Here is a 21,668-nt window from a genome sequence, read left to right on the forward strand (position 1 = left end):
TTTATTTCAAATTTGTCAATACTTTTTCGATGTCTTTGAACACATCATTGATATCTTGATTTCCTTCGATATCATGAACTAAACCTTTGGCACGGTAGTAAGCAATGATTGGTTCACCTTGTGCAATATTCACATCCAAACGACGCTTAACTGTCTCAGGTTTATCATCTTCACGTTGGTAGTAATCCTCTTCTTTGTAGTCAACTGGTGGGTTGAAAACTTTGTGGAAGGTTTCACCTGTTTCGCGGTGAATGATACGGCCACTCAAACGTTCCAAGAGACAATCTGGGTTCACTTCGATGGAATGTAGGAACTAGATGGGGCACCTTGAGCAACTTTTGTATATTGGATTGGAATTTTATATTCTGCCTGTTGAACATAGGTTGTAAAGTAAACAATCAACAAGACAGCGATAATCAAAATAACAACAAAGATAATAGATGAAATCAATCGGCTACTTGGGATATTGACAAAGTAGTCAACATAGATACCCTTAATCATCTCAGGAATTGAAGCGACAATACCTGCAAAGATGATCATGGAAACGCCGTTACCATATCCTTTATCTGTAATTTGTTCCCCAAGCCAAGTTACAATCATACTACCTGCTGTGAGGATGATCCCAATAGTAACAAAGACCTGTGGAGTTAAAGCTGTCGTTAATAATTTCGCTCCAGATAGTGTATTAAACCCTGCTGTGATCCCGATAGATTGAACAAATGCAAGCACAAGTGCAATATATCGAGTAGCTTGGTTTAGTTTTCTCCGTCCTACTTCTCCTTGTTTGCCCCATTCTACAAACTTCGGTAAAATATCCATTTGTAGCAATTGAACAACGATGGAAGCAGTGATATACGGACTTACTCCGAGTGCGAAAACGGAGAAGTTCTTCATGGCATTCCCTGAAACAAGACTAAGCATGTTCAAGAAAGATAATCCGCTGAGAGCTTCTAAACTTTTCGCATTCACACCTGGAACAGTAATACTTGTCCCAATACGGAAAACAAGAATGATAAAAATCGTAAAGAGAATTTTTGATCGAACTTGTTTAACCTTGAGCGCTTCTTTTAATAATCCTAAAATTCAATCTTTTCTTCTATATAATACGAGTCATTTTGACTTTGAATTTATTTTCTGATTGATCTACTAAGATATCTGCTTTAGACTCGGTTTCTCTATAGTAACGCAGATACTGCTCCCGTCTCATCTGATAGCTAACTAACACAAAGGAAGCATCTCGATTTCTCATTGTCGTATCCCGAGCTAGATGTCTCTCTAATTCTGTTTCTTCGTCCGTGTAGAAGCAGATGGTCTTGTCAAAGAGTTCCTTGGGTAGAAAGCCCACAGACATCCCTTCAACAATCAGAATCGGCTTGGCTCCAGATAAGATTTCACTAGCCTTCCACGGTTCATCGATTGTTAAGACATCCATACCTGCCTGCAAGGCGAGAATATCTCTCTGTAAACTTGCCAGTTCATGCGCCACTGAGAGACAAGCTGTCACCTTTTGATTTGGTGCTTGCTTTGGTACTACCAGGTGACGTTCTGAGGTGATATAGGGATCTGTTTCTAGTAAATTTACTGTAGTAGAATCTAAAGCTTGATATAATTCCTGTGCAAAGGTTGATTTACCCGAAGCCCCATGACCGTAGATTCCCAGTGTCCTAACTCTTCCCGTTTCAGTCTCTGAAACCAGTTGTTCTATCAGGTCTTTTTTCTTCATTCTCTCTTCACCTGTTCATAGCTTTCTTTTCCATCATTGAGTTTATCCCAAATGACCACTTGACCACTTTTGAGAGATTTTTGCACATCGATAATCCGTTGATTAGAGGAACCTCGAAACTGGAGCATGAGATTGCGCTTGCTTTTGTCATAACGACCATCGACAAGGATGTCAATCAGCGACAAGAGTTCCAGTTTATCTGGAGTCTCCAGCATCATTTCTTCCCAAGTATAACCTGTCCAAGACCAGATGTCTTTATCTGGTAATTCCTTCCGAATGCGTTTAACGAGAGGTAAGAGAATGCCTGTATTAAGAAAGGGTTCTCCTCCCAGCAGGGTCAAGCCTTGAACATAGGGCTGGGCAAGATCTGCCATAATCTGTTCTTCTAACTCTGCTGTATAAGGAATTCCTGCATTGAAAGACCAAGTCGCAACATTATAGCACCCCTCACAGTGAAACATGCAACCTGATACATAGAGAGAATTGCGCACGCCTTCTCCATCGACAAAGTTAAAGGCCTTGTAGTCAATGATTCGCCCTTTACTAAGCTCCTCGCTTTTCCATTCACCAGGTTTTGGTGTATTCCATGTCATGATTCTACTCCAAATCTATCCAGTAACGTTCTACGCCATTGCGAACATCCTCAAAGAGTCCGCCATTTGTCACAATCACCACCCTACTAGCAGGATTTTCCGTACTACAGGTCACAAGTACTTTTTTGATGTTCTTTTCCTTGGCAACTTGCAAGCCTTGTCGGAGAGCTTCTTTGGAATAACCTTTGCCTCTTTCAGATGGACGAATGGAGTAGCCGATATGACCCCCATTTTCTAGTAAGTAGTCATTTAATCGGAGACGAAGGTTGAGAAAGCCAAGAGCCTGGCCTGCTACGTCAAAACTAACCAGCTGGATAGCAGGAACCCAGTTTTCAGGAATATTGAGGCCCGCTTCCGCTTGAAGATTTTCTTCTAGCCACTCTTCATAAACAAAATTGTTGGCGTTCCAAAACCCACCATCGTGGGGTGATTGAGTCTGTTCAAACTCTGCCATCATCTCTAAAACTGTTTCTTTATCTGCTAATCTTGGTCTGCGTAGTATCATTTTTACCTCCAATTAAGAGAAAAGTGAGAGGCAACTCTCACTTTTATTTTTTCTTGTTCTTGTTTAAAAACTGTTCTCTGAGGTTGAGCAAGCGTTCTTTTTTACCTGTTCCACCTTTAGAGTATTTCTCGTGATAACGGGTCACTTGTGCGCGTCCCTTATCGTCTAATTGGTATTTCCCCATTGCGTTTCCTTCTAATTTGTTACTTCATGTCCTGCCGTTTTAATAGTAGAACCGTTCATGTGTTTGACACGCGCAGCGATTTCCTTATGGCGCCCATTGACCATCGGACGAGCCTGAGGGTTACCTAGATAGCCACAAGTTCGTTTGACTACATCTACTGTTTTAGGGTCGCTATTCCCACAGTTTGGACAAGCAAATCCTCTTTCAGTTGGTTCAAAATCCCCTTCAAAATCGCACTTGTAGCAACGATCAATCGGAGTATTTGTTCCTAGATAGCCGACACAATCATAGGCATAGTCCCAGACAGCTTCCAGAGCCTTAGGATTTTGTTGAAGAACTGGATACTCACAGTAGTGGATGAAACCACCTGTTGCACCTGCTTCTGGATAAGCCTTCTCAAAGTCCAATTTTTCAAACGGCGTTGGATTTTTACGAACATCATAGTGGAACGAGTTGGTGTAGTATTCCTTGTCTGTAATATCAGGAATAGAACCGAACTTTTCTGTATCCAAGCGACAGAAGCGATCTGTCAAGCTTTCAGACGGTGTTGAGTAGATAGAGAAATGGTAATCATATTGATCTGACCACTCTTCCACCCGACGTTTCATATCGCGAATGATGTCAAGCGTGAATTCCTTGGCTTCTGGATTATGTTCCCAGCTATTGCCAAAGAAGACCGTCGCTACCTCGTACAAACCGATGTAGCCCAATGAAACTGTCGCACGACGATTCTTAAAGAGCTGATCAACGCTCTCGTCTTTTCTAAGACGGCGTCCGAAGGCCCCGTACTGATAGAGAATAGGGGCGTTTGCTGGTGTTGCTTCCTTGGTCCGTTCAACACGGTAAACTAGAGCATCTTCTGCGATGTTCATCCGCTCGTTGAAGATTTCCCAGAACTTATTCATGTCGCCCTCAGACTCAAGGGCAATGCGAGGAAGGTTGACCGTCACAACACCTAGATTCATCCGACCAGAATTGACTTCTACGCCATTCTCATCCTTCCATCCTTGGAGGAACGAACGGCAGCCCATAGGAACCTTGAAAGAACCTGTTAGCTCGATAATCTTATCATAGGATAAGACATCTGGGTACATCCGCTTGGTCGCACACTCAAGAGCCAACTGTTTGATGTCGTAGTTAGGTGAACCTTCTTCTAAGTTGAGTCCTCTTTTCAACGTAAAGATGAGTTTAGGGAAGATGGCTGTTCGATGTTCTGAACCAAGACCCTTGATACGAATAGTCAAGATAGCTTTTTGAATTTCCCGTTCAAAACGACTAGTTCCTAGACCAAAACCTAGTGAAGTAAAAGGTGTTTGTCCATTTGAAGTGAAGAGGGTGTTGATTTCATACTCAAGAGATTGCATGGCATCATAGATGTCTTTTTGGGTTTTCTTCCAAGCATAATCATCCCGTTTTTCAGGCAAGACCCATTCTTTCGCATCTTTGAGGTGCTTTTGGTAATTCTTCTCTGCATAAGGCGCCAAGACTTCATCAATACGGTCAGCTGAACAGCCCCCGTACTGGCTAGAAGCAACGTTGGCGATGATCTGAGAAATCTGAGCTGTCGCAGTCTGGATAGACTTGGGACTCTCTACCTCTGCATTCCCAATTTTAAAACCATTTTCCAACATCCCTTTAAAATCAATCAAACAGCAGTTGGTCATAGGAGTGTAGGGGCTGTAGTCCAAGTCATGATAGTGTATATCCCCTTTTTGGTGAGCATTGGCTACGTGCTTAGGAAGCATTTGCAATCCGATTGATTTCCCCACAATCCCTGCTGTCAAATCACGTTGAGTATTAAAGACATCGCTGTCTTTATTGGCATTTTCATTGACAACCGCTTGATCTTTATTGAGAAGTTTATGAATGCTAAAGTTGATATCTGTCGCTTTTGAGCGCTCAAAATCCCTCTGTGTCCGATAAGTGATATACTCTTCAGCCAAGGCATATTCTTTGGCTTCAAGAAGTTCATGTTCTACGATATTCTGAATCTCATAAATCTTCACACCTTTAGGGAAACGACTGTGAATTTCCGTCACGATTCTTTCAACTAGACCATTTAGGCGTTTTTCTACTAGAGGCGTAACGTCCATAACCTTTTCCGCCGCCTTGTGGAGAGCCTTGTCAATCTTGTCTACATCAAACACTACACGTCTACCATCTCGTTTTTCAACGAACAAGGTGGGAACGGTTGCAAGCTTTTCTTCTAATACAATCATATCCATGCTCTTTTCTAAAATATTGTTGAATAGTTTATATTCAGTATTATACCACTCTAAAAATAAAAATCAATATCTTGTGTTAAAAATCCTAAAATTTTTAAAATTCCACAAGATATTGATTTTTGTTATTTGAATTTATAAAGCTTAAACTCGCTAGTATCTGTCTGAACAAGCTCATAGTTTTCACTGAGCCAGCTCTCTACATCTGACCACAAGGCAACTTTTTGATTGACCACAATCATCTTCGGTTGATTCTCTTTCAGATCATTCATCAGTTTGGTTTTATTTTCGTCGCTTGCAGTATAGAGTGTTGGAGTTGATAGAGAAGTCGGCGCCAAGCGTTCACTTGCACGGTAGAAATCAGGACGATCATCCCAAGCATAGACACGATCCTCAGAACTCGTTTGCTGTTTTACCATGCTAGCAAGACGTTCTCTCTCCTGATAAGTCGCTGGATGCGAAAGGTAGCGACTCACGATAGGAAGAACAATAAGATAGGCAAGGGCAATCAGTGGTAGATAGAAATTTCCTTTAAGGAAAGAAGTTTGTTTCTCACGTCTTCTTCTACGACGACTGCCTCCATCCGAAACATCTTCCTTGATTCCTGTCAGAAGGAGCAAGACCAAGAAAGGAATTAGTACCACAAGATGAGTACCGTTGATGGGTTCTTTGGAAAAAATCAAGAGCCCCAAAGAAAGCAATAAGCCCAAACTAGCAGCAATCGATAGGGAATATTGCTTAGCTGATTTTGACTGGAACAAACCAGAAAAGAGCAAACTAAGGGAACCTAGCCCAATAGCAAGTAAGCCGTAGAAGGCTGCATTTTCAAGCAAATGCGCATTTGAAAAGAGGCTAAGAGTATTTACCGGATACAAGGTCTGGCTAATGGCATCCCCAAAACTACCTGTTAATACTGTATAGTAGCCCAAAGGATAGAATAAGAGTGAGAACCCTAAGGCTGACGCAAAAAATTGATATAAACCATGAACAAAGTGACCTTTGCCTAAGTTAAAGCCGATAATTCCCAAGGCTAGTGTAGCTGCAAATAAGGCTGTTGGGATTGGCGCAAGGAAGAAAGCGAGAGCAAGGCTCATACCAACACGTAAAAATCCTTTGTCACCGTTTGGATAAGCTAGGTAGTTCGTAACAATGCTAAGTGAATAAAATAGGAAAGGCAAGGCTAGCAAGAGAGCATAGCCACCACCAAAAGCGAGACCTGCTACCAACAAATTAAACACAAACACAAGCTGCTTGGCTTCTTCTACACGGTCTGTAAGACTATCCGCAGATTTAAAAAGAAAAACGCTTGCTCCAAACAAGGCCAACCACTCAACCAAAGCAATCAGAATACTGCCTTGTGAAAGATAGGTAAGCAGGTAATAGAGCAATCCCTCAGTCCCAAAATAATCTGTATACATTTGACCATTTTGATGCAAGGCCCAACCGGTATAAAGATCCTGAGTTTGTTGCGGGCTTACTAAACCCAAAATAAGGGGGATAACCACAGAAATAGCTGTAGCCACTAAACTCCAAAGCAAGATACTAAAAAAGGGAATGGAAGCTCCTTCTCGCTTTTCTGGAACGGACCAGTCTTGGTACTGAGATTCTTCTTGTTTCTCATCTATTTTCCCATATACATTCATTCAATTTCTCCTCTAAGTTTATCTGTTTTAGTATATCAAAATCTTACAGGAATGTCAGCTTGGGATTGATATTTGCTGAATTTCTTATCCAATATCGCAAAGCGTTCGATTTCACGAAAACGGTGGAATCGACTGTCTCTATACTCTCTAATAAAATCGTCATCTTCTAGATTAAGCATGTTTTTCTCCTTTACCTATCTATTCGTAAGAAGACAAAAAAGATCCAGCCTTGGGCTAGATCTTGATGGATAGTTAGAGCATAGGTGCAAACAACTGGACAATTTCCTTGATCAGGCTTTGATACCAGCTTGTTTTGATGGTGTGGGGATAAATTTCTTGAGAAACTTTAAAAATCTCTTCAAAGTCCTTTTCAATATCGATGATGGACTGCGTTCTATAAAGCAAGACGGCATTTTCATAGTGGTGAAGCAAACTCCGATAGTCAAAATTGATGGTTCCCACAGTAGCCGCCTCTCCATCAACAAGCATTTGCTTGCTATGAAGGAATCCCGGGCTATACTCATAAATACGAACCCCCGCAGATAGCAAGTCTGGGTAGGCTCCTCGAGTAACTAACTGAATAACCTTCTTATCTGGGATACACGGCGTCACAATTCGCACATCTACCCCTCTCAGAGCTGCATTTTTGATACTTTCAGTTAGATCGTAGTCGGCGATCAGATAGGGAGTCGTGATGTAGACGTAATCTGTAGCTTGATTGATAAGATTTTGATAGACCGTTTTTCCAACCTGGGCTCGGTATATGGGTTTGGGACCGCTACTGTAGGGAATACAGAGCCCCATCCCATCTTTTGGTTGATTTTCGAGATGGTATTGGTCAAAGTCGCTAATTTCTCCACGGTTGATATACCAGGTTGATAAAAAGAGTCTAGTAAAGGCCTTGACCGCTGATCCATCTAGGCGAATACCGCTATCTTTCCAATAACCAAAGCGTTCGATATGGTTGATATACTCATCTGCCAGATTGACACCACCTGTATAGGCAATTTGACCATCAATAACCATGATTTTACGGTGGTCACGGTTGTTATAGGCGACGGTTAAGCGCGGAATCACCTTATTAAATTTATGGGCCTCAATTCCTCGACCACGAAGGTGGATGGTGTAATCTCCAGGCAAGGTGGCCATACAACCAATATCATCATAGAGGAGCTTCACCTCTACTCCTTGAGCTGCCTTTTCTTCCAAAATCTCCAAAATACTATTCCACATCAAACCTTCTTCGATGATATAGTATTCGAGAAAGATAAACTTCTCTGCTTTCTTGAGATCCTCTAGCATCTGGCGCCACATGCTTTTACCAGATGCAAAAAATTGGGTATCCGTTCGATTATAGACATCTGCATTCGTGTCCATACTGAGGAGAGATTTGATAACCCCGTAAGCCGACTTGTCTTGTTCTTTTAACTCCAAACGGAGAGCCCTGCTATTGTCCTCTCGGTAAACCATTGATTGGAGCTGCTTTAGCTGCTTCAATTCTTTTTTAGATAAACGGCGCTCTCCAAACATGATATAGAGCAAAGGGCCAAAAACTGGCACAAAGGCTACTAACAACCATGTTACCTTACTCTCAGGATTCATAGATCTATTCACAATCGATACAATGGTCGCTAAGCTCACTAAAATGACTAGGATAATCCAGACAATCGGAGCCATCCGCCCTAGATAGAGAAATAAACCAAAGACGATAAACAACTCTGCCAACATGATGGTAATACTAAAGCCATACTTGGACATGAGTAGCTGCATTTTTCTAGCTGTCATACATCCCCTTCCTTTTCTAACATTCTCCCTCGCCGCTTGATAAACTAATCTTTCTACTAGTATACCTCAGTTCAGGGGTAGATGGCAACCTTTTACCTTTTTCTATTCAAACTATTCCAAGAGCTGCAAGATTCTTAAACTACATCCTCACTATACGAAGCGCTGTTCATTTTTTATATTTTTAACTAGGATATTAAGAGGCCTAAAAAGAACTACCAAAATGATAGTTCTTTCCAATATTATTTATATTTTTGGGAATACATTGCTTCCACTCTACTTGATCTTTAGAATAGTTCTTTATAAAGAGCAATGGTTTCTTCCAAAGTCGGCATAAATGGATTGCCTGGTGCACAGGCATCAATCAAGGCATTCTTAGAAAGGTAGTCAAAGTCAAAGTCTTTTTCTTGGATACCGAGTTCAGTGAGTTTCTTCGGAATACCTACTGTTTCAGACAGTTTCTCAATTTCAGCAATAGCATAGTCCGCACATTCTTGGTCTGTTTTCCCTTCAACATGGAGTCCCAAAGCCTTGGCTACATTGCGAAAAGCTTCTGGTACACGTTTGGCATTTTCACGTTCTACAACTGGGAGAAGCATGGCACAGCAGACACCATGTGGCAAGTTATATACCGCACCGAGTTGGTGAGCCATAGAGTGAACATAGCCCAAACCAGCATTGTTAAAGCTCATACCACCGAGGAAGATGGCATTGACCATCGCCTCACGCGCTTCAATATCTTGGCCATTTGCCACAGCACGAGGGAGGTACTCCTTGATGAGTTCGATAGCTCCGATAGAGAGTTTCTTGGTCACATTATAAGCACCTGGTGTTACCAAGGCTTCGACAGCGTGAGTAAGAGCATCCATACCTGTCGCCGCTGTCAATCCTTTCGGTTTTGATACCATAAGTTCTGGATCATTGACAGAGATCTGAGCAAGGCTGTTCTTATCTACCATTACCATCTTGACCTTGCGTTCTTCGTCAGTAATAACATAGTTAATGGTGATTTCTGCAGAAGTTCCAGCTGTTGTATTGATTGCAACCACTGGCAAGCCTTTTTTAGCAGACTTGTGGAGACCTTCGTAGTCCTGTGGCTTTCCGCCATTTGTAGCGATGATAGAGATACAACTAGCCGCATCCTGAGGAGATCCTCCTCCAAGACTGATGATGAAGTCGCATCCATGCTCTTTCAGGGCAGCCACTCCGTCTGTGACGTTCTTGCAAGTCGGATTTGGCTCCACATCGCTAAAGATCACATATTCGATCCCTTCAGCATCTAACGGTTTTAGGACTTTGGGTAAAATATCACTACCTTCAATGAACTTGTCTGTCACCAAAAGAGCCTTTTTATACCCCAGTTCCTTGATATACGGACCTACTTCATTTACAACACCTTTACCAATAAGGTTAACTGCCGGAACGTAAAATGTAGCCATATGTTTTTCCTCCTGCGCCTTTGCGCTATTTGATTATTTACCTTAAGTATACGACCTTACCCTTCATTTTACAAATATTTGTAAGCGCTTTAAATAAAAAAATAGTAAAGAACCACTGGTCACGTTTTTAAACAAAAAAGCTCCAAAAAGATGGATTTCATCTCATTGGAACTTTTACTGAATGATTATTGCTTAGTTAATACCACTCGGTCAGATGGCTCTCGGTCCATATCATCGATAATCAATTGATTACCATTAACCGTGTAAATTTTGACATCATCACCGATAATGACACGTTGATTTTCTGGCTCAAAGGTGACTTGCTGGATTTCCTTATATCCATCTGGCTCGACCTCAGTCCATCTACCAGTTTTACCTGTTACAACAAGAGTGATTTGGTCATTCTCATCTTTTCCAGTATAGGTACCATCGATGTTCGTAGGTTGAGCTACAGTAGTATCCTGACTTGAAGACACCTGTGGTTGACTAGCACTTGTCGCAGCGCTAGAAGATGATTCTTGTTGAGTAGATGATTGCTGAGCAGATTGCTGGGTAGGGGCTTGTGCCTTAGGTCCACAAGCTGCTAAAAGACTAAGAATTGCTAAAGAAGCAATAGAAAGTGTGAATATTTTCGTTTTCATAGCGACTTCCTTTCTTTTGTGCTAATGTATTTCTGAAATCGTTTTCGAGTTTTCCTATCCCCAGTATAGCAACTTAAACCTAGAAGGTCAATTAATCTCACGCTTTCCCACCAAACCCGCTCGCACTTCCGAGATAAAGTAGAGGGAGCCCGTCACGAAAAGCAGGTCCTGATCATTGGCACTTTCTTCAAATTCGCTGATAAAATCACGATAAGAGTCAACCAGTTTATAACCAGAAACATCGCTTTCTTCTAAAGAGCCTTGGTAATCAAAGCCAGTCACCTTGACTTCCGCCTCTGGCAAAGCATCTGTTAAATAACCTAGCATCCCTTGATAATCCTTGCGTTTAAGAGCGCCAAAAAGGATTTGAACTTGGAAGCCTTGCTGGATTTTTTCCTGAATAAACTCAACTAAACGACTTAAAGCTGGAAGATTGTGAGCCCCGTCTAGGTAGATATGCGGACGAATCCGTTCCAATCGACCGGCCCAGTGGGTCTCTTTCAAGGCCTGTCTGACAAGCTCTTCTTCGACACCTTCCTCTCTTGACGCCATAAACAGAAGAAAAGTTTGTAAAGCTAAGGCAGCATTTTCTTGCTGATAGGTGCCTTCCAAACCAATTTCAAGCTGGGAAAAGCTCGCTAGGCTACTCGAAAAATCCCCAGCTTTCAAGGTAAAGTCTTGCCCGGTTTGATAAAGGTCTACGTCTAACTCTCTCGCTTTACTTTGGCAGACAAGCTCTGCTTCTGGAGAAAGCTTAGCAATGACCGCCTTCTTGCCAGACTTGAAAATACCAGCTTTCTGCTCTGCTATTTCCTCCAGACTATCGCCCAAGGTCTCCTGATGATCTAGACCAATCGAAGTAATAACTGCAATCTCACCTGTTACGACATTAGTCGTGTCAAGCAAACCACCGATCCCCACTTCTAGCAGAACTAGATCCACTTCCTGCTCTTTAAAGTAAAGCAATGCAATCAGGGTCAACAACTCAAAGAAAGACAAGTGGTCATGTGTTTCTAAAAGAGTTTTCTCCATCTCCTTGACTTGGTTAGCTATACGGATAAAGTCTTCATCTGCGATCGGTTGTCCATTGATACAGATTCGATCATGGATACTAATGATATGAGGAGAGGTAAAAGTACCAACTTTTTTACCATGGACGACAAACAACTCCCTCATAAAGGCAATAGTTGACCCTTTACCGTTAGTCCCTGTTACGTGGATAATGGGATAAGTCTTCTCAGGATTCCCCAACAAATCCACAGCTCGCTGCATTCGTCCAAGACCAGATCTAAAGTTTAAACCAATCCGACTATGAAGCCATTCTTCTACTTCAAACATACATGTCTCCTTAACAAAAGTCCAATCAACTACCGCATCAAAGTATGATTACAAATAAAAAGCGAGGTCGGGACTAAAATCCCAACCTCTTACCTGGTTAGCTAATCACTAGCTACTATGAATTTCAACGTGGGCTAAAAACGTCCCCCAGAATTACTTACGGTCTTTATTTTTAGCGTAAGGGTAAAAATGTTCCCCGGACGTTCCAACTCTTCTAATTTTCAGGAGTTGGGCTGATACAGTCTCCCAGACTGTATCACTCCTCCATAAAGCTGTTGAAGACTTCTTCAATCATGTTCCATTCGTCTTCTGAGTCTTCTGGAATTGGTTGTAATTCGCCTTCTGTTCCGTCTTCATTTTCAGTGAATGAGTAGGCTTGGATTTCAACTTGCCCGTCTTCGTCTTCTTCTGCGTTAACTGGTACAAGCAGAACATAGTTCTTACCAAATTCTTCTTTTCCATCAATGGTCAAAAGGATTTCAAATAAAGTTTCATTTCCTTGCTCATCTACTAGTGTAATCAATTCACGTTCTTCGTGATCGTGGTTGTGATCGTGTGACATAGTTTCTCCTCTGTCTTAAAATTTTCTATCTAAATAATTTTGCAAAATCAGCTGAGCAGCCAACTTATCAATAACTTTCTTGCGCTTGTTGCGACTGATATCTGCTTGTTCAATCAACATACGCTCCGCAGCGACCGTTGTCAAACGCTCATCTTGATAGTCTACTGGTAAACCAAAAAGTTCCTCTAATTTTGCTCCGTAAGCTTGACTAGCTTCTACCCGCGGTCCACTGGTATTGTTCATGTTTTTAGGCAGACCTACTACAAAGCGTTCCACCTTATAGGTGTCAACCAATTCCTTGATACGGTCAAAGCCAAACTGACCCTGATCCTCATTGATTTGGATGATTTCAAGTCCTTGAGCGGTAAAGCCTAGTGGGTCGCTAATGGCAACACCCACTGTTTTTGAACCGACGTCCAATCCCATAATTCTCATAGATTATAGATCGACTCCTTGTCCTTTAAGGTAATAGCGCACCAATTCTTCAACAATTTCATCACGCTCATACTTACGGATTTGATTTCGTGCATTGTTGTAACGAGGAACGTAGGCAGGGTCTCCACTCAATACATAACCGACGATTTGATTTATCGGATTATAACCCTTTTCATTCAAAGAAGCATAGACATCTGTCAACGTCTCGCTAATCTCTTTTTTATTGGAATCATCCAATTTAAACCGTACAGTTTCTTCAGTAAATCCCATTCCAACACCCTCTTTCTTTAGAATAGTACTATTATAGCACATTCCCTGACGTTCTACAAATAAGTCAGTCTATTTATTTGGATTTTCTATTGTTCTGTCGCCCCATTTGCCACTCTATCTGCAATATATTGGCTAGGCTCGTTTTTTAAGAGATTTTCAAGGCCGATATTTTTTAAATATTCTAGCTGAGATGCCTTTTTGACATCCAATACTTGAAAATCATAAGTCGTTGTGGTCTGGATTTCTGTCTCGCTGAGTAGCTTGGTTTCCAGTGTAAATCCTGCTAGTTTGCGTGCCTCTTGGATGGTCTCATCCTTCTCTTCAGCCTCTAAGAGCGCTCTTTGCGCCTCCTCTAGGCCATTTTCAGAGATAAAGGTCTTGAGTTCATCCCCGACAGGTCGTTTTTGCTGAATGGTCAGGGTCAAAAATTGGTTGCCTTTATAGGTAATGGTCTGAATCTGCTGCGTTCCATTTTCCGACTTCGGCATCAACAGGGTCTTGGTGACAACCGTATTCTTTTCGGCATTGTCCAAAACGGGAAGGTTTGATTGGAGAGGTTCAGATGCTGTTGTGGAAGCAGCAGGGGTTTCCTTTTTTTGCCCACATCCTGCAAGCAAAAAGAGGAGAGCAAAACTAGCAATTAGTAACTTTTTCATAATTCCTCACATGATTTTGAAATAAAAGAGAAAACAAGGCCAGGAATCACTCCCAGCCTTGATGTTTTATAGAGCTGCACGTAGACGTGCTTCTGCATTTTCTACATTACGGACAGAGCGTGGCAAGAAGGCACGGATATCATCTTCTTTATAGCCGACTTGCAGGCGCTTCTCGTCAACGAGAATCGGACTCTTTAAGATCCGTGGTGTTTCCATGATTAAGTTGAGTACTTCATTCACACTCAAATCTTCGATGTCAACTCCTAAAGCTTTCGCATAGCGGTTTTTTGATGATACAATGCTGGCAATTCCATTATCTGTCTTTGTCAGAATATCAAGTAGTTCTTCTCTCGTAATCCCTTCTTTACCAAGGTTTTGTTCTTTATAACTTAACTGGTGTGCGTTGAGCCAAGTCTTCGCTTTCTTACAGCTTGTGCAACTGGAGACGGTATAAATCTTAATCATGTGCCTACCCCTTTCGCTACATGTTACTATCAGTTTAGTCTATTATACCATAAAAAACATCCGACTTGCGACCTATTTTTAAAAAAATTTAACTTTTTTAGCGATTTTCGTGCTTTTTTCTTGACAAAATCAATTTATAGCCAACTTTTAAATTTTTTGATATACAATCGTTTCACAACTGTAACACTTATCATATAAAGGACGATAATCAAAAGCAAAAAGAGGAAATAAATTGGTTCCAAAGGGGCTAAATGAAGAAGGCTAGCAATTGAAGAGTAGGGAAGGAAGGTCACAAAACTGGCTGCTAGCATGCTTGTTCCAAGAACAAACCATGATGGACGACTTTGTAAGAAAGGAAGTTTTGCTGAACGAAGCATATGGATTACCATGGTTTGGGACCACATGGATTCAATGAACCAACCTGTCTGGAACAGGATGATAAAGCCCGTTGCAGACTCTGCTCCGTGAACATAAGCATGACCTGTCGCCATTGGAACAATGACAAAATAGAGCAAGATAAAGGTCAAAATATCAAAGGCAGAAGAAATCGGACCCATCCAAATCATAAAGCGAGTAATAGACTTGGCTTCCCACTTATGAGGATGCTTCAAAAAGTCTTCATCCACATTATCAAATGGCAAGGCAATGCAAGAAAGATCGTAGACTAGGTTTAAGACAATCAAGTGAATCGGAGCCATTGGCAGGAAAGGTAAAAAGATACCAGACACTAACAGAGAAAAAATGTTCCCGAAATTAGAGCTGACCGTCATCTTGATATATTTGGTCATATTAGCATAGACTTTGCGTCCTTCAACCAGCCCTTTTTCAAGCACCATCAAATCCTTATCTAGCAAAATGACATCAGCGGTTTCTTTGGCAATATCTACTGCTGTATCAACAGAAATCCCCACATCTGCCACTTTCATAGAAGGGGCATCATTGATCCCATCTCCCATATAGCCGACACAATGTCCATTAGATTTGATTTGTAAAATGATTCGTGCTTTTTGATCCGGAGAAAGTTTGGCAAAGACAGTCACCTTCTCAACTGCTTGGGCCAACTCTTCGTCCGTCATGGCGTCAATATCAGAACCCAACAAGATTTGATCAACGTCTAAACCAACTTTTTCGCAAACTGATTGGGTTACCTTCTCATTGTCCCCCGTCAAGATCTTTGTTTGAACGCCGTGTTCTAACAAAGCTTGGATAGCAGGTGCTGCTGATGGTTTTGGTGGATCTAGAAAGGCAAGATATCCTGTTAGAATCATCTCTTTTTCATCTTCAACGGAGTAAGCAAAACCTTCTTTTAGACCTGTTTTATAGGCGACTCCCAAGACTCGCAAGCCCTGTTGATTGAGTTGGTCTACTTCTTTTAAGATTTCCACCCGGATATCATCCGTCAAAGGGCTGATCTGCCCTTGATATTCCACATGGGTTGAAATCGCAAGCATTTCCTCTAGGGCACCCTTGGTTACCAAACTAACAACTTCGTTCTCATCCTTGACGATGACACTCATCCGCCTGCGTTCAAAATCAAAGGGCAATTCATCTATTTTTTGGAAGCTAGTATCCAAATTTTGTAGAATAGCGTGTTCTTTAGCTTCTTTTTCAGTTCTACTGATAATAGCACGGTCCATCAAGTTTTTCAAACCGGTTTGAAAATAGGAATTGAGATAGGCACGTCTCAACACAGACAAATCCAAATCTCCATGTATATCCAAAGGATATTCAAGGACAATTTCGTCTTGGGTAAGGGTTCCTGTTTTATCCGTACACAGGATATCAATAGCACCTAGGTCCTGTATGGCATTGAGTTTTTTGATGACGACTTTTTCCTTGGCCATGATAATGGAGCCTTTTGCTAAACTAGCCGTGATGATCATAGGAAGCATCTCAGGTGTAAGCCCGACACCCACGCTCAAAGCAAATACGCCAGCCTCTAACCAATCTCCATCCGTCAAACCATTGGAAAGAAATACGATGGGAACCATGACCAACATCAAACGGATTAAAAGCCAGGAGATACTGTTCATATCCCGTTCGAAAGAGGTAGGCTCGTCATAAGTATTGAGAGTCTGCTCTATTTCCCCCATCATGGTGTCATCACCAACTGCTAGAATCAAAGCCTTGGCACTTCCTGATATCACGTTGGTTCCCATAAAGGCGAGCGCTTCTGCTTCTAGCAGACTATCAAAATTTGACTGACTCATTTTTGACAAAGCCAATTTTTCAACCGAATCACTTTCACCCGTCAAGCCAGACTGTTGAACAAAGAAATCGCGTGATTCAATTAAAAGGAGGTCTGCCGGAATCATATCCCCAGCACTCAATTTGACTATATCTCCAACGACCAAATCTTCAATTGCGACCTCTAAACTCTGGCCTTCGCGAATAACCGTGGCTGTGTTCACAATCATTTTTGAAAGATTGGTCGCAGCCTTGTCGCTCCGTAATTCTTGGACAAAGCGTATGCCACCAGAAATGAGGACTAGGACAACGATGATGATAGAGGTCGTCGGATCTTCTTGCCCAGGCTTCGCCAACCAGACGTTGGTCACCATGGAGATCATAGCGATGACCAGGAGGATGATTGTAAATGGATTGATAATAGATTCGTAAATTTTTTTGAGGATACTGTCTTCCTGACCCTTGGTGATGGTGTTTTCACCATATAAATCACGATTCTTTTCTATCTGTTCCTCAGTTAAGCCTGTTAGACTTGTCTTGTAAAAAGATAGAGTTTCGTTTAAAGGTGTATGAATAGCTGCTGCTAATCTTTCTTTTGTAGTTTTCATTGGTTTCTCCTATCTGTATGAATGATGTGTTTCATACACAGAGACCAATCACTTTATAAGGGCAGAACGACACAAATCAGCGATTGGCTGTGTATGTGCGGTTCTGGATGATCGTCAATTTGCATCGTCTGTCTCCTTTCCTTGTTCTAAAACAGTAGAAAATCCCACCATAAAAATGGCAGGATTAAAAAACTAATTATCTGTTTTTTCGTTCAAGCTTTAACTCCATAGGGCGATGTAATGAGCTTAGTCTTGGCCTTCGCGACCAGAACTGTTGACCAACGAGTAGTGTCTCCACTGCTTTGCGGTAGTCATCCGTATCCCTATGGTAGCCTCACCTACCGTTTTCGTCTTTCAGTATAAACCTTTAGAATATAAAAGTCAACGATTTATCATAATTTTCTTAAATAATAATTAATTCCTTCGGTGCTAAAGTCAACAATTCGCAACCTGTCTCTGTGATCAAGATATCATCCTCGATACGAACCCCGTATTTACCTTCGATATAGATACCAGGCTCATCTGTCAAGGTCATTCCTGCCTTGATTGTATCCGTCGAGGTTTGGCTAAAGTAAGGTTCCTCGTGGATATCGAGGCCGATACCATGTCCGATACCGTGGGTAAAGTAGTCACCATAGCCCGCTTCTACGATAATGTCACGAGGGATCTTGTCAAAATCACGGAATCCTAAACCTGCCTTGGCTTGGTCAATCAGAGCTTGGTTAGCCTTCAAAACTGTGTTGTAAATTTCTGCTTGCTCGTCACTGACATGGCCTAGATAGATGGTCCGTGTCATATCGCTGACATAGTGGTCATAGAGACATCCGAAGTCCATGGTAATAGCTTCTCCCAACTCCACTGGTTTATGCATTGGGTGGGCATGTGGTTTAGAAGAGTTGATACCACTGGCTAGAATGGTATCAAAAGACAAGCCAGATGCTCCCAACTCACGCATGCGGAAATCAAGGAAGTTGGCAATTTCGATCTCAGTTTTTCCTGGTTTGATAAAGTCAAGTGCATCGCGGAAGGCTTGGTCTGAGATAGAACAAGCCTTGCGAATAGTCGCAATCTCCTTTTCATCCTTAATCATTCGAAGTGCTTCAACAAACTGAGTCTGAGGAAGCAAATCAATTCCTGCAAAAGCAGCCTGCATGCGGTGGTAATAAGAGACCGAAATCTCATCTTCAAAACCGATGCGAGACAAACCCATATCCTTGACAATTCCTGCAATGACAGCCAACTCATTACGGTCAGCCACAATCTCAAAACCTGTTACTTCTTGCTTAGCAGCAATGATATAACGAGAGTCCGTCACCAAAATCTGACGGTCACGGCTGATAAAAACGGTTCCGTTCGAACCCCAAAAACCAGTCAAATAATAGACATTTTTAAGGTTGTTGATGATGATCCCATCTAGTTCTTTTTCTTGCATTTTCGCTAGAAATGCTTGTACACGTTTATTCATGATGTAACTTTCCTTTCAAATAGTGTCCTGTGTAGCTGGCTTCATTGGCCGCTACTTCTTCTGGAGTTCCTGTTGCGATGATGGTTCCACCACCGACACCGCCCTCAGGTCCCAAGTCGATGATATGGTCTGCTGTTTTAATAACATCCAGATTATGTTCGATAACGAGGACGGTATTGCCATCGTCGACAAAGCGAGCCAAAACCTTGAGCAGACGAGCGATGTCCTCGGTATGAAGTCCTGTCGTCGGTTCATCCAGAATGTAGAATGACTTACCTGTTGAGCGCTTGTGGAGTTCACTAGCTAACTTCATACGCTGGGCTTCTCCACCTGAAAGGGTGGTAGCTGGTTGTCCTAACGTTACATAGCCCAGCCCCACATCCTTGATGGTCTGGAGTTTGCGTTGAATCTTAGGAATGTGTTGGAAGAATTCCACCGCATCGTTAACCGTCATATCCAAGACTTGCGAGATATTCTTTTCCTTGTAGTGAACTTCTAGGGTTTCACTGTTGTAGCGGGTGCCATGGCAGACTTCACAAGCCACGTAAACATCTGGCAAGAAGTGCATCTCTATCTTGATAATCCCGTCACCTGAGCAGGCTTCACAACGACCACCCTTGACGTTGAAACTGAAACGGCCCTTTTTATAACCTCGAATCTTGGCCTCGTTTGTCTGGGCAAAGAGGTCACGAATGTCATCAAAAACTCCCGTATAGGTGGCAGGATTGGACCTTGGTGTCCGTCCGATTGGACTTTGGTCAATATCAATCAGACGATCGACATGCTCAATCCCCGTAATCGTTTTAAACTTACCAGGTTTGTCTGAATTACGGTTTAGCTTCTGCGCAATGGCTTTTTTGAGGATGCTGTTGATTAAGGTCGACTTCCCTGAACCTGACACCCCCGTCACAGCGATAAATTTTCCTAATGGGAAGCGGGCAGTGACATTTTGTAGGTTATTTTCACGCGCTCCTGTCACCTCGATAAAGCGACCATTTCCTACACGGCGCTCTTCTGGTACTGGAATGGCACGTTTCCCTGATAGATATTGGCCTGTGATGGACTTGCTGTTGCGAGCCACCTGCTTAGGCGTTCCTGCAGCGACAATCTCCCCACCAAAAGCTCCCGCACCAGGACCGACGTCAATCAGATAATCTGCCTCACGCATAGTATCTTCGTCATGTTCCACTACAATAAGGGTATTACCCAAATCACGCATCTTTTTGAGACTGGCAATCAGGCGGTCATTGTCCCTCTGGTGAAGTCCAATCGACGGCTCATCTAAGATATAGAGGACTCCTGAGAGGTTGGAACCAATCTGGGTAGCCAAGCGAATACGCTGACTCTCCCCTCCCGATAGGGTTCCTGCCGAACGAGATAGGGTCAGATAGTTGAGCCCAACGTTATTGAGGAAGGTCAAGCGATCCTTGATTTCCTTGAGAATGGGACGAGCAATGATGGCTTCATTTTCAGACAAGGTCAGCTGACTCACCAAGTCCAAGTGGTCTGCGATAGACAGGTCTGATATCTCTCCGATATGGGGTCCTTGCTCTCCACCCACACGGACAGACAAGGCCTGGTCATTGAGACGGTAGCCATGGCAAGTTCCGCAGGTTAGCTCATTCATGTAGAGGCGCATCTGGGTGCGGGTGTAGTCACTATTGGTTTCATGGTAGCGACGCTTGATATTAGTGACAACTCCCTCAAAAGGAATGTCGATATCGCGCACACCACCAAATTCATTTTCATAGTGGAAATGAAATTCCTTGCCATCCGAACCATAGAGAATCAAGTGCTTGTCTTCTTCTGACAAGTCCTCAAAAGGCGTGTCCATATCTACTCCAAAGGCTGTCATGGCCTGCTCTAGCATATTTGGATAGTAGTTAGATGAGATAGGATTCCAAGGTGCCAAAGCCCCCTCACGTAGCGTTTTGCTGGCATCTGGCACTACCAAGTCAGTATCCACCTCCAGCTTGATGCCCAAACCGTCACACTCACTACAAGAACCAAAAGGAGCATTGAAGGAGAAGAGACGAGGCTCTAACTCTGGTACAGTAAAACCACAAACTGGACAGGCATAGTGCTCAGAGAATAGCAACTCAGAATCGTCCATAGTGTCGATAATGACATAGCCTTCTGCGATACGAAGGGCAGCCTCAATGGAATCAAAGAGACGGCTACGAATGCCCTCCTTGATGACAATACGGTCAACCACGACATCAATATTGTGTTGTCTGCTCTTGGACAACTCTGGCACTTCGGTCATATCATAGACTTCCCCATCCACACGGACACGAACATACCCATCTTTCTGAATCTTTTCAATAACGCTCTTGTGCTGTCCTTTTTTCTTACGGATAACTGGGGCTAAGATTTGCAGGCGCTGGCGTTCAGGTAACTCCAAAACCTTATCCACGATTTGCTCCACAGAAGAAGCCTTGATAGCCCCATGCCCGTTTATACAGTAAGGCGTCCCCACACGCGCATAGAGGAGACGCAGATAGTCATTGATTTCAGTCGTAGTTCCCACCGTCGAGCGAGGATTTTTACTAGTCGTTTTCTGGTCGATAGAAATAGCTGGGCTGAGACCATCAATGGCATCCACATCAGGCTTCTCCATATTCCCCAAGAATTGACGAGCATAGGCTGACAAACTCTCCACATAGCGACGTTGTCCCTCCGCATAGAGGGTATCAAAGGCCAGACTGGATTTCCCCGAACCCGACAAACCGGTCACGACAACCAACTTATCTCGCGGAATCTCCACATCAATATTTTTTAAGTTATGGGCACGTGCCCCATGAATCACAATTTTATCTTGCATCTTTGTTCTTTCTAGTCCATTATTGCTTTCCATTATACCAAAAAATATGAAATTCTATTACCCAAAAAGCTGTTTTTATAGTATAATAGTACGGTGCAAAAAATGAATCACTGAATAGTAGGAAAG

The 21,668-nt window shown here is 42.5% G+C and carries 19 protein-coding genes, 2 pseudogenes and 1 riboswitch; all 21 genes and pseudogenes read right to left on the reverse strand.

What is annotated here, in order from left to right:
* Position 1: 1 nt before the first annotated feature.
* A pseudogene (locus tag ACXYSL_RS06130) lies at positions 2-304 on the reverse strand (nucleoside monophosphate kinase); the annotation flags it as partial.
* A pseudogene (locus tag ACXYSL_RS06135) lies at positions 295-1,083 on the reverse strand (preprotein translocase subunit SecY); the annotation flags it as partial. The pseudogenes ACXYSL_RS06130 and ACXYSL_RS06135, both read right to left, overlap by 10 nt.
* A 13-nt stretch (positions 1,084-1,096) precedes the next feature.
* A complete protein-coding gene (locus tag ACXYSL_RS06140) occupies positions 1,097-1,723 on the reverse strand; it encodes a uridine kinase family protein (RefSeq protein WP_458624253.1) in 627 nt (208 codons plus the stop codon).
* Positions 1,720-2,316, reverse strand: a complete 597-nt coding sequence (gene nrdG / locus ACXYSL_RS06145) for an anaerobic ribonucleoside-triphosphate reductase activating protein (protein WP_084881549.1) — start codon at positions 2,314-2,316, stop codon at positions 1,720-1,722. The genes ACXYSL_RS06140 and nrdG overlap by 4 nt, the downstream gene beginning before the upstream one ends.
* Positions 2,317-2,320: 4 nt before the next feature.
* The gene (locus ACXYSL_RS06150; protein ID WP_458624254.1) at positions 2,321-2,821 is read right to left on the reverse strand and encodes a GNAT family N-acetyltransferase; all 501 of its coding nucleotides are present in this window, start codon (positions 2,819-2,821) and stop codon (positions 2,321-2,323) included.
* 43 nt (positions 2,822-2,864) lie between these two features.
* The gene (locus tag ACXYSL_RS06155) at positions 2,865-3,005 is read right to left on the reverse strand and encodes a hypothetical protein (protein WP_000521635.1); all 141 of its coding nucleotides are present in this window, start codon (positions 3,003-3,005) and stop codon (positions 2,865-2,867) included.
* A gap of 11 nt (positions 3,006-3,016) precedes the next feature.
* Positions 3,017-5,224, reverse strand: coding sequence for an anaerobic ribonucleoside-triphosphate reductase (gene nrdD, locus ACXYSL_RS06160; RefSeq protein WP_458624255.1), 2,208 nt, complete (start codon positions 5,222-5,224; stop codon positions 3,017-3,019).
* A gap of 128 nt (positions 5,225-5,352) precedes the next feature.
* On the reverse strand, positions 5,353-6,870 hold the full coding sequence (locus ACXYSL_RS06165) for a damage-inducible protein CinA (RefSeq protein ID WP_458624256.1): 1,518 nt from the start codon (positions 6,868-6,870) through the stop codon (positions 5,353-5,355).
* A 35-nt stretch (positions 6,871-6,905) separates the two neighbouring features.
* Positions 6,906-7,049, reverse strand: a complete 144-nt coding sequence (locus tag ACXYSL_RS06170; protein ID WP_009729685.1) for a hypothetical protein — start codon at positions 7,047-7,049, stop codon at positions 6,906-6,908.
* A gap of 73 nt (positions 7,050-7,122) precedes the next feature.
* A complete protein-coding gene (gene cls / locus ACXYSL_RS06175) occupies positions 7,123-8,655 on the reverse strand; it encodes a cardiolipin synthase (protein ID WP_458624257.1) in 1,533 nt (510 codons plus the stop codon).
* 284 nt (positions 8,656-8,939) lie between these two features.
* Entirely contained in the window at positions 8,940-10,091 is a 1,152-nt protein-coding gene (locus tag ACXYSL_RS06180; protein ID WP_458624258.1) for an iron-containing alcohol dehydrogenase, read from the reverse strand.
* A 185-nt stretch (positions 10,092-10,276) separates the two neighbouring features.
* Positions 10,277-10,732, reverse strand: a complete 456-nt coding sequence (locus tag ACXYSL_RS06185; RefSeq protein ID WP_458624259.1) for an SP_0198 family lipoprotein — start codon at positions 10,730-10,732, stop codon at positions 10,277-10,279.
* A gap of 87 nt (positions 10,733-10,819) precedes the next feature.
* Positions 10,820-12,070 (reverse strand): bifunctional folylpolyglutamate synthase/dihydrofolate synthase, encoded by a 1,251-nt coding sequence (locus ACXYSL_RS06190; RefSeq protein ID WP_458624260.1) that lies wholly within the window; start codon positions 12,068-12,070, stop codon positions 10,820-10,822.
* A 256-nt stretch (positions 12,071-12,326) separates the two neighbouring features.
* Positions 12,327-12,632: a DUF1292 domain-containing protein gene (locus tag ACXYSL_RS06195; RefSeq protein WP_000017622.1), complete on the reverse strand. Its 306-nt coding sequence runs from the start codon at positions 12,630-12,632 to the stop codon at positions 12,327-12,329.
* Positions 12,633-12,647: 15 nt separating this feature from the next.
* Positions 12,648-13,067 (reverse strand): Holliday junction resolvase RuvX, encoded by a 420-nt coding sequence (ruvX, locus tag ACXYSL_RS06200; protein WP_458624261.1) that lies wholly within the window; start codon positions 13,065-13,067, stop codon positions 12,648-12,650.
* Between the two features lie 3 nt (positions 13,068-13,070).
* Positions 13,071-13,337, reverse strand: coding sequence for an IreB family regulatory phosphoprotein (locus tag ACXYSL_RS06205; protein WP_000507060.1), 267 nt, complete (start codon positions 13,335-13,337; stop codon positions 13,071-13,073).
* 86 nt (positions 13,338-13,423) lie between these two features.
* Positions 13,424-13,993: an SP0191 family lipoprotein gene (locus ACXYSL_RS06210; RefSeq protein ID WP_458624262.1), complete on the reverse strand. Its 570-nt coding sequence runs from the start codon at positions 13,991-13,993 to the stop codon at positions 13,424-13,426.
* A 66-nt stretch (positions 13,994-14,059) separates the two neighbouring features.
* Positions 14,060-14,458 (reverse strand): transcriptional regulator Spx, encoded by a 399-nt coding sequence (spx, locus tag ACXYSL_RS06215; RefSeq protein WP_000591165.1) that lies wholly within the window; start codon positions 14,456-14,458, stop codon positions 14,060-14,062.
* A gap of 134 nt (positions 14,459-14,592) precedes the next feature.
* Positions 14,593-17,253, reverse strand: coding sequence for a magnesium-translocating P-type ATPase (gene mgtA, locus ACXYSL_RS06220; RefSeq protein WP_458624263.1), 2,661 nt, complete (start codon positions 17,251-17,253; stop codon positions 14,593-14,595).
* 196 nt (positions 17,254-17,449) lie between these two features.
* A riboswitch (M-box (ykoK) riboswitch) is annotated at positions 17,450-17,601 on the reverse strand.
* Positions 17,602-17,656: 55 nt separating this feature from the next.
* On the reverse strand, positions 17,657-18,718 hold the full coding sequence (locus ACXYSL_RS06225; protein WP_458624264.1) for a M24 family metallopeptidase: 1,062 nt from the start codon (positions 18,716-18,718) through the stop codon (positions 17,657-17,659).
* The gene (uvrA, locus tag ACXYSL_RS06230) at positions 18,711-21,542 is read right to left on the reverse strand and encodes an excinuclease ABC subunit UvrA (RefSeq protein ID WP_458624265.1); all 2,832 of its coding nucleotides are present in this window, start codon (positions 21,540-21,542) and stop codon (positions 18,711-18,713) included. Before uvrA ends, ACXYSL_RS06225 begins: the two co-directional genes overlap by 8 nt.
* Between the last annotated feature and the right edge of the window lie 126 nt (positions 21,543-21,668).

The organism is Streptococcus sp. V913 (genome assembly GCF_054353455.1).

Bases quoted from the DNA above. Each gene is read 5' to 3' on its own strand.
- ACXYSL_RS06185 (WP_458624259.1), bottom strand. From the start codon at position 10,732: ATGAAAACGAAAATATTCACACTTTCTATTGCTTCTTTAGCAATTCTT.
- ACXYSL_RS06170 (WP_009729685.1), bottom strand. From the start codon at position 7,049: ATGCTTAATCTAGAAGATGACGATTTTATTAGAGAGTATAGAGACAGT.
- ruvX (WP_458624261.1), bottom strand. From the start codon at position 13,067: ATGAGAATTATGGGATTGGACGTCGGTTCAAAAACAGTGGGTGTTGCC.
- ACXYSL_RS06150 (WP_458624254.1), bottom strand. From the start codon at position 2,821: ATGATACTACGCAGACCAAGATTAGCAGATAAAGAAACAGTTTTAGAG.
- ACXYSL_RS06225 (WP_458624264.1), bottom strand. From the start codon at position 18,718: ATGAATAAACGTGTACAAGCATTTCTAGCGAAAATGCAAGAAAAAGAA.
- ACXYSL_RS06140 (WP_458624253.1), bottom strand. From the start codon at position 1,723: ATGAAGAAAAAAGACCTGATAGAACAACTGGTTTCAGAGACTGAAACG.
- ACXYSL_RS06205 (WP_000507060.1), bottom strand. From the start codon at position 13,337: ATGGGATTTACTGAAGAAACTGTACGGTTTAAATTGGATGATTCCAAT.
- ACXYSL_RS06190 (WP_458624260.1), bottom strand. From the start codon at position 12,070: ATGTTTGAAGTAGAAGAATGGCTTCATAGTCGGATTGGTTTAAACTTT.
- mgtA (WP_458624263.1), bottom strand. From the start codon at position 17,253: ATGAAAACTACAAAAGAAAGATTAGCAGCAGCTATTCATACACCTTTA.
- ACXYSL_RS06195 (WP_000017622.1), bottom strand. From the start codon at position 12,632: ATGTCACACGATCACAACCACGATCACGAAGAACGTGAATTGATTACA.
- ACXYSL_RS06165 (WP_458624256.1), bottom strand. From the start codon at position 6,870: ATGAATGTATATGGGAAAATAGATGAGAAACAAGAAGAATCTCAGTAC.
- ACXYSL_RS06155 (WP_000521635.1), bottom strand. From the start codon at position 3,005: ATGGGGAAATACCAATTAGACGATAAGGGACGCGCACAAGTGACCCGT.
- spx (WP_000591165.1), bottom strand. From the start codon at position 14,458: ATGATTAAGATTTATACCGTCTCCAGTTGCACAAGCTGTAAGAAAGCG.
- nrdG (WP_084881549.1), bottom strand. From the start codon at position 2,316: ATGACATGGAATACACCAAAACCTGGTGAATGGAAAAGCGAGGAGCTT.
- ACXYSL_RS06210 (WP_458624262.1), bottom strand. From the start codon at position 13,993: ATGAAAAAGTTACTAATTGCTAGTTTTGCTCTCCTCTTTTTGCTTGCA.
- ACXYSL_RS06180 (WP_458624258.1), bottom strand. From the start codon at position 10,091: ATGGCTACATTTTACGTTCCGGCAGTTAACCTTATTGGTAAAGGTGTT.
- cls (WP_458624257.1), bottom strand. From the start codon at position 8,655: ATGACAGCTAGAAAAATGCAGCTACTCATGTCCAAGTATGGCTTTAGT.
- uvrA (WP_458624265.1), bottom strand. From the start codon at position 21,542: ATGCAAGATAAAATTGTGATTCATGGGGCACGTGCCCATAACTTAAAA.
- nrdD (WP_458624255.1), bottom strand. From the start codon at position 5,224: ATGATTGTATTAGAAGAAAAGCTTGCAACCGTTCCCACCTTGTTCGTT.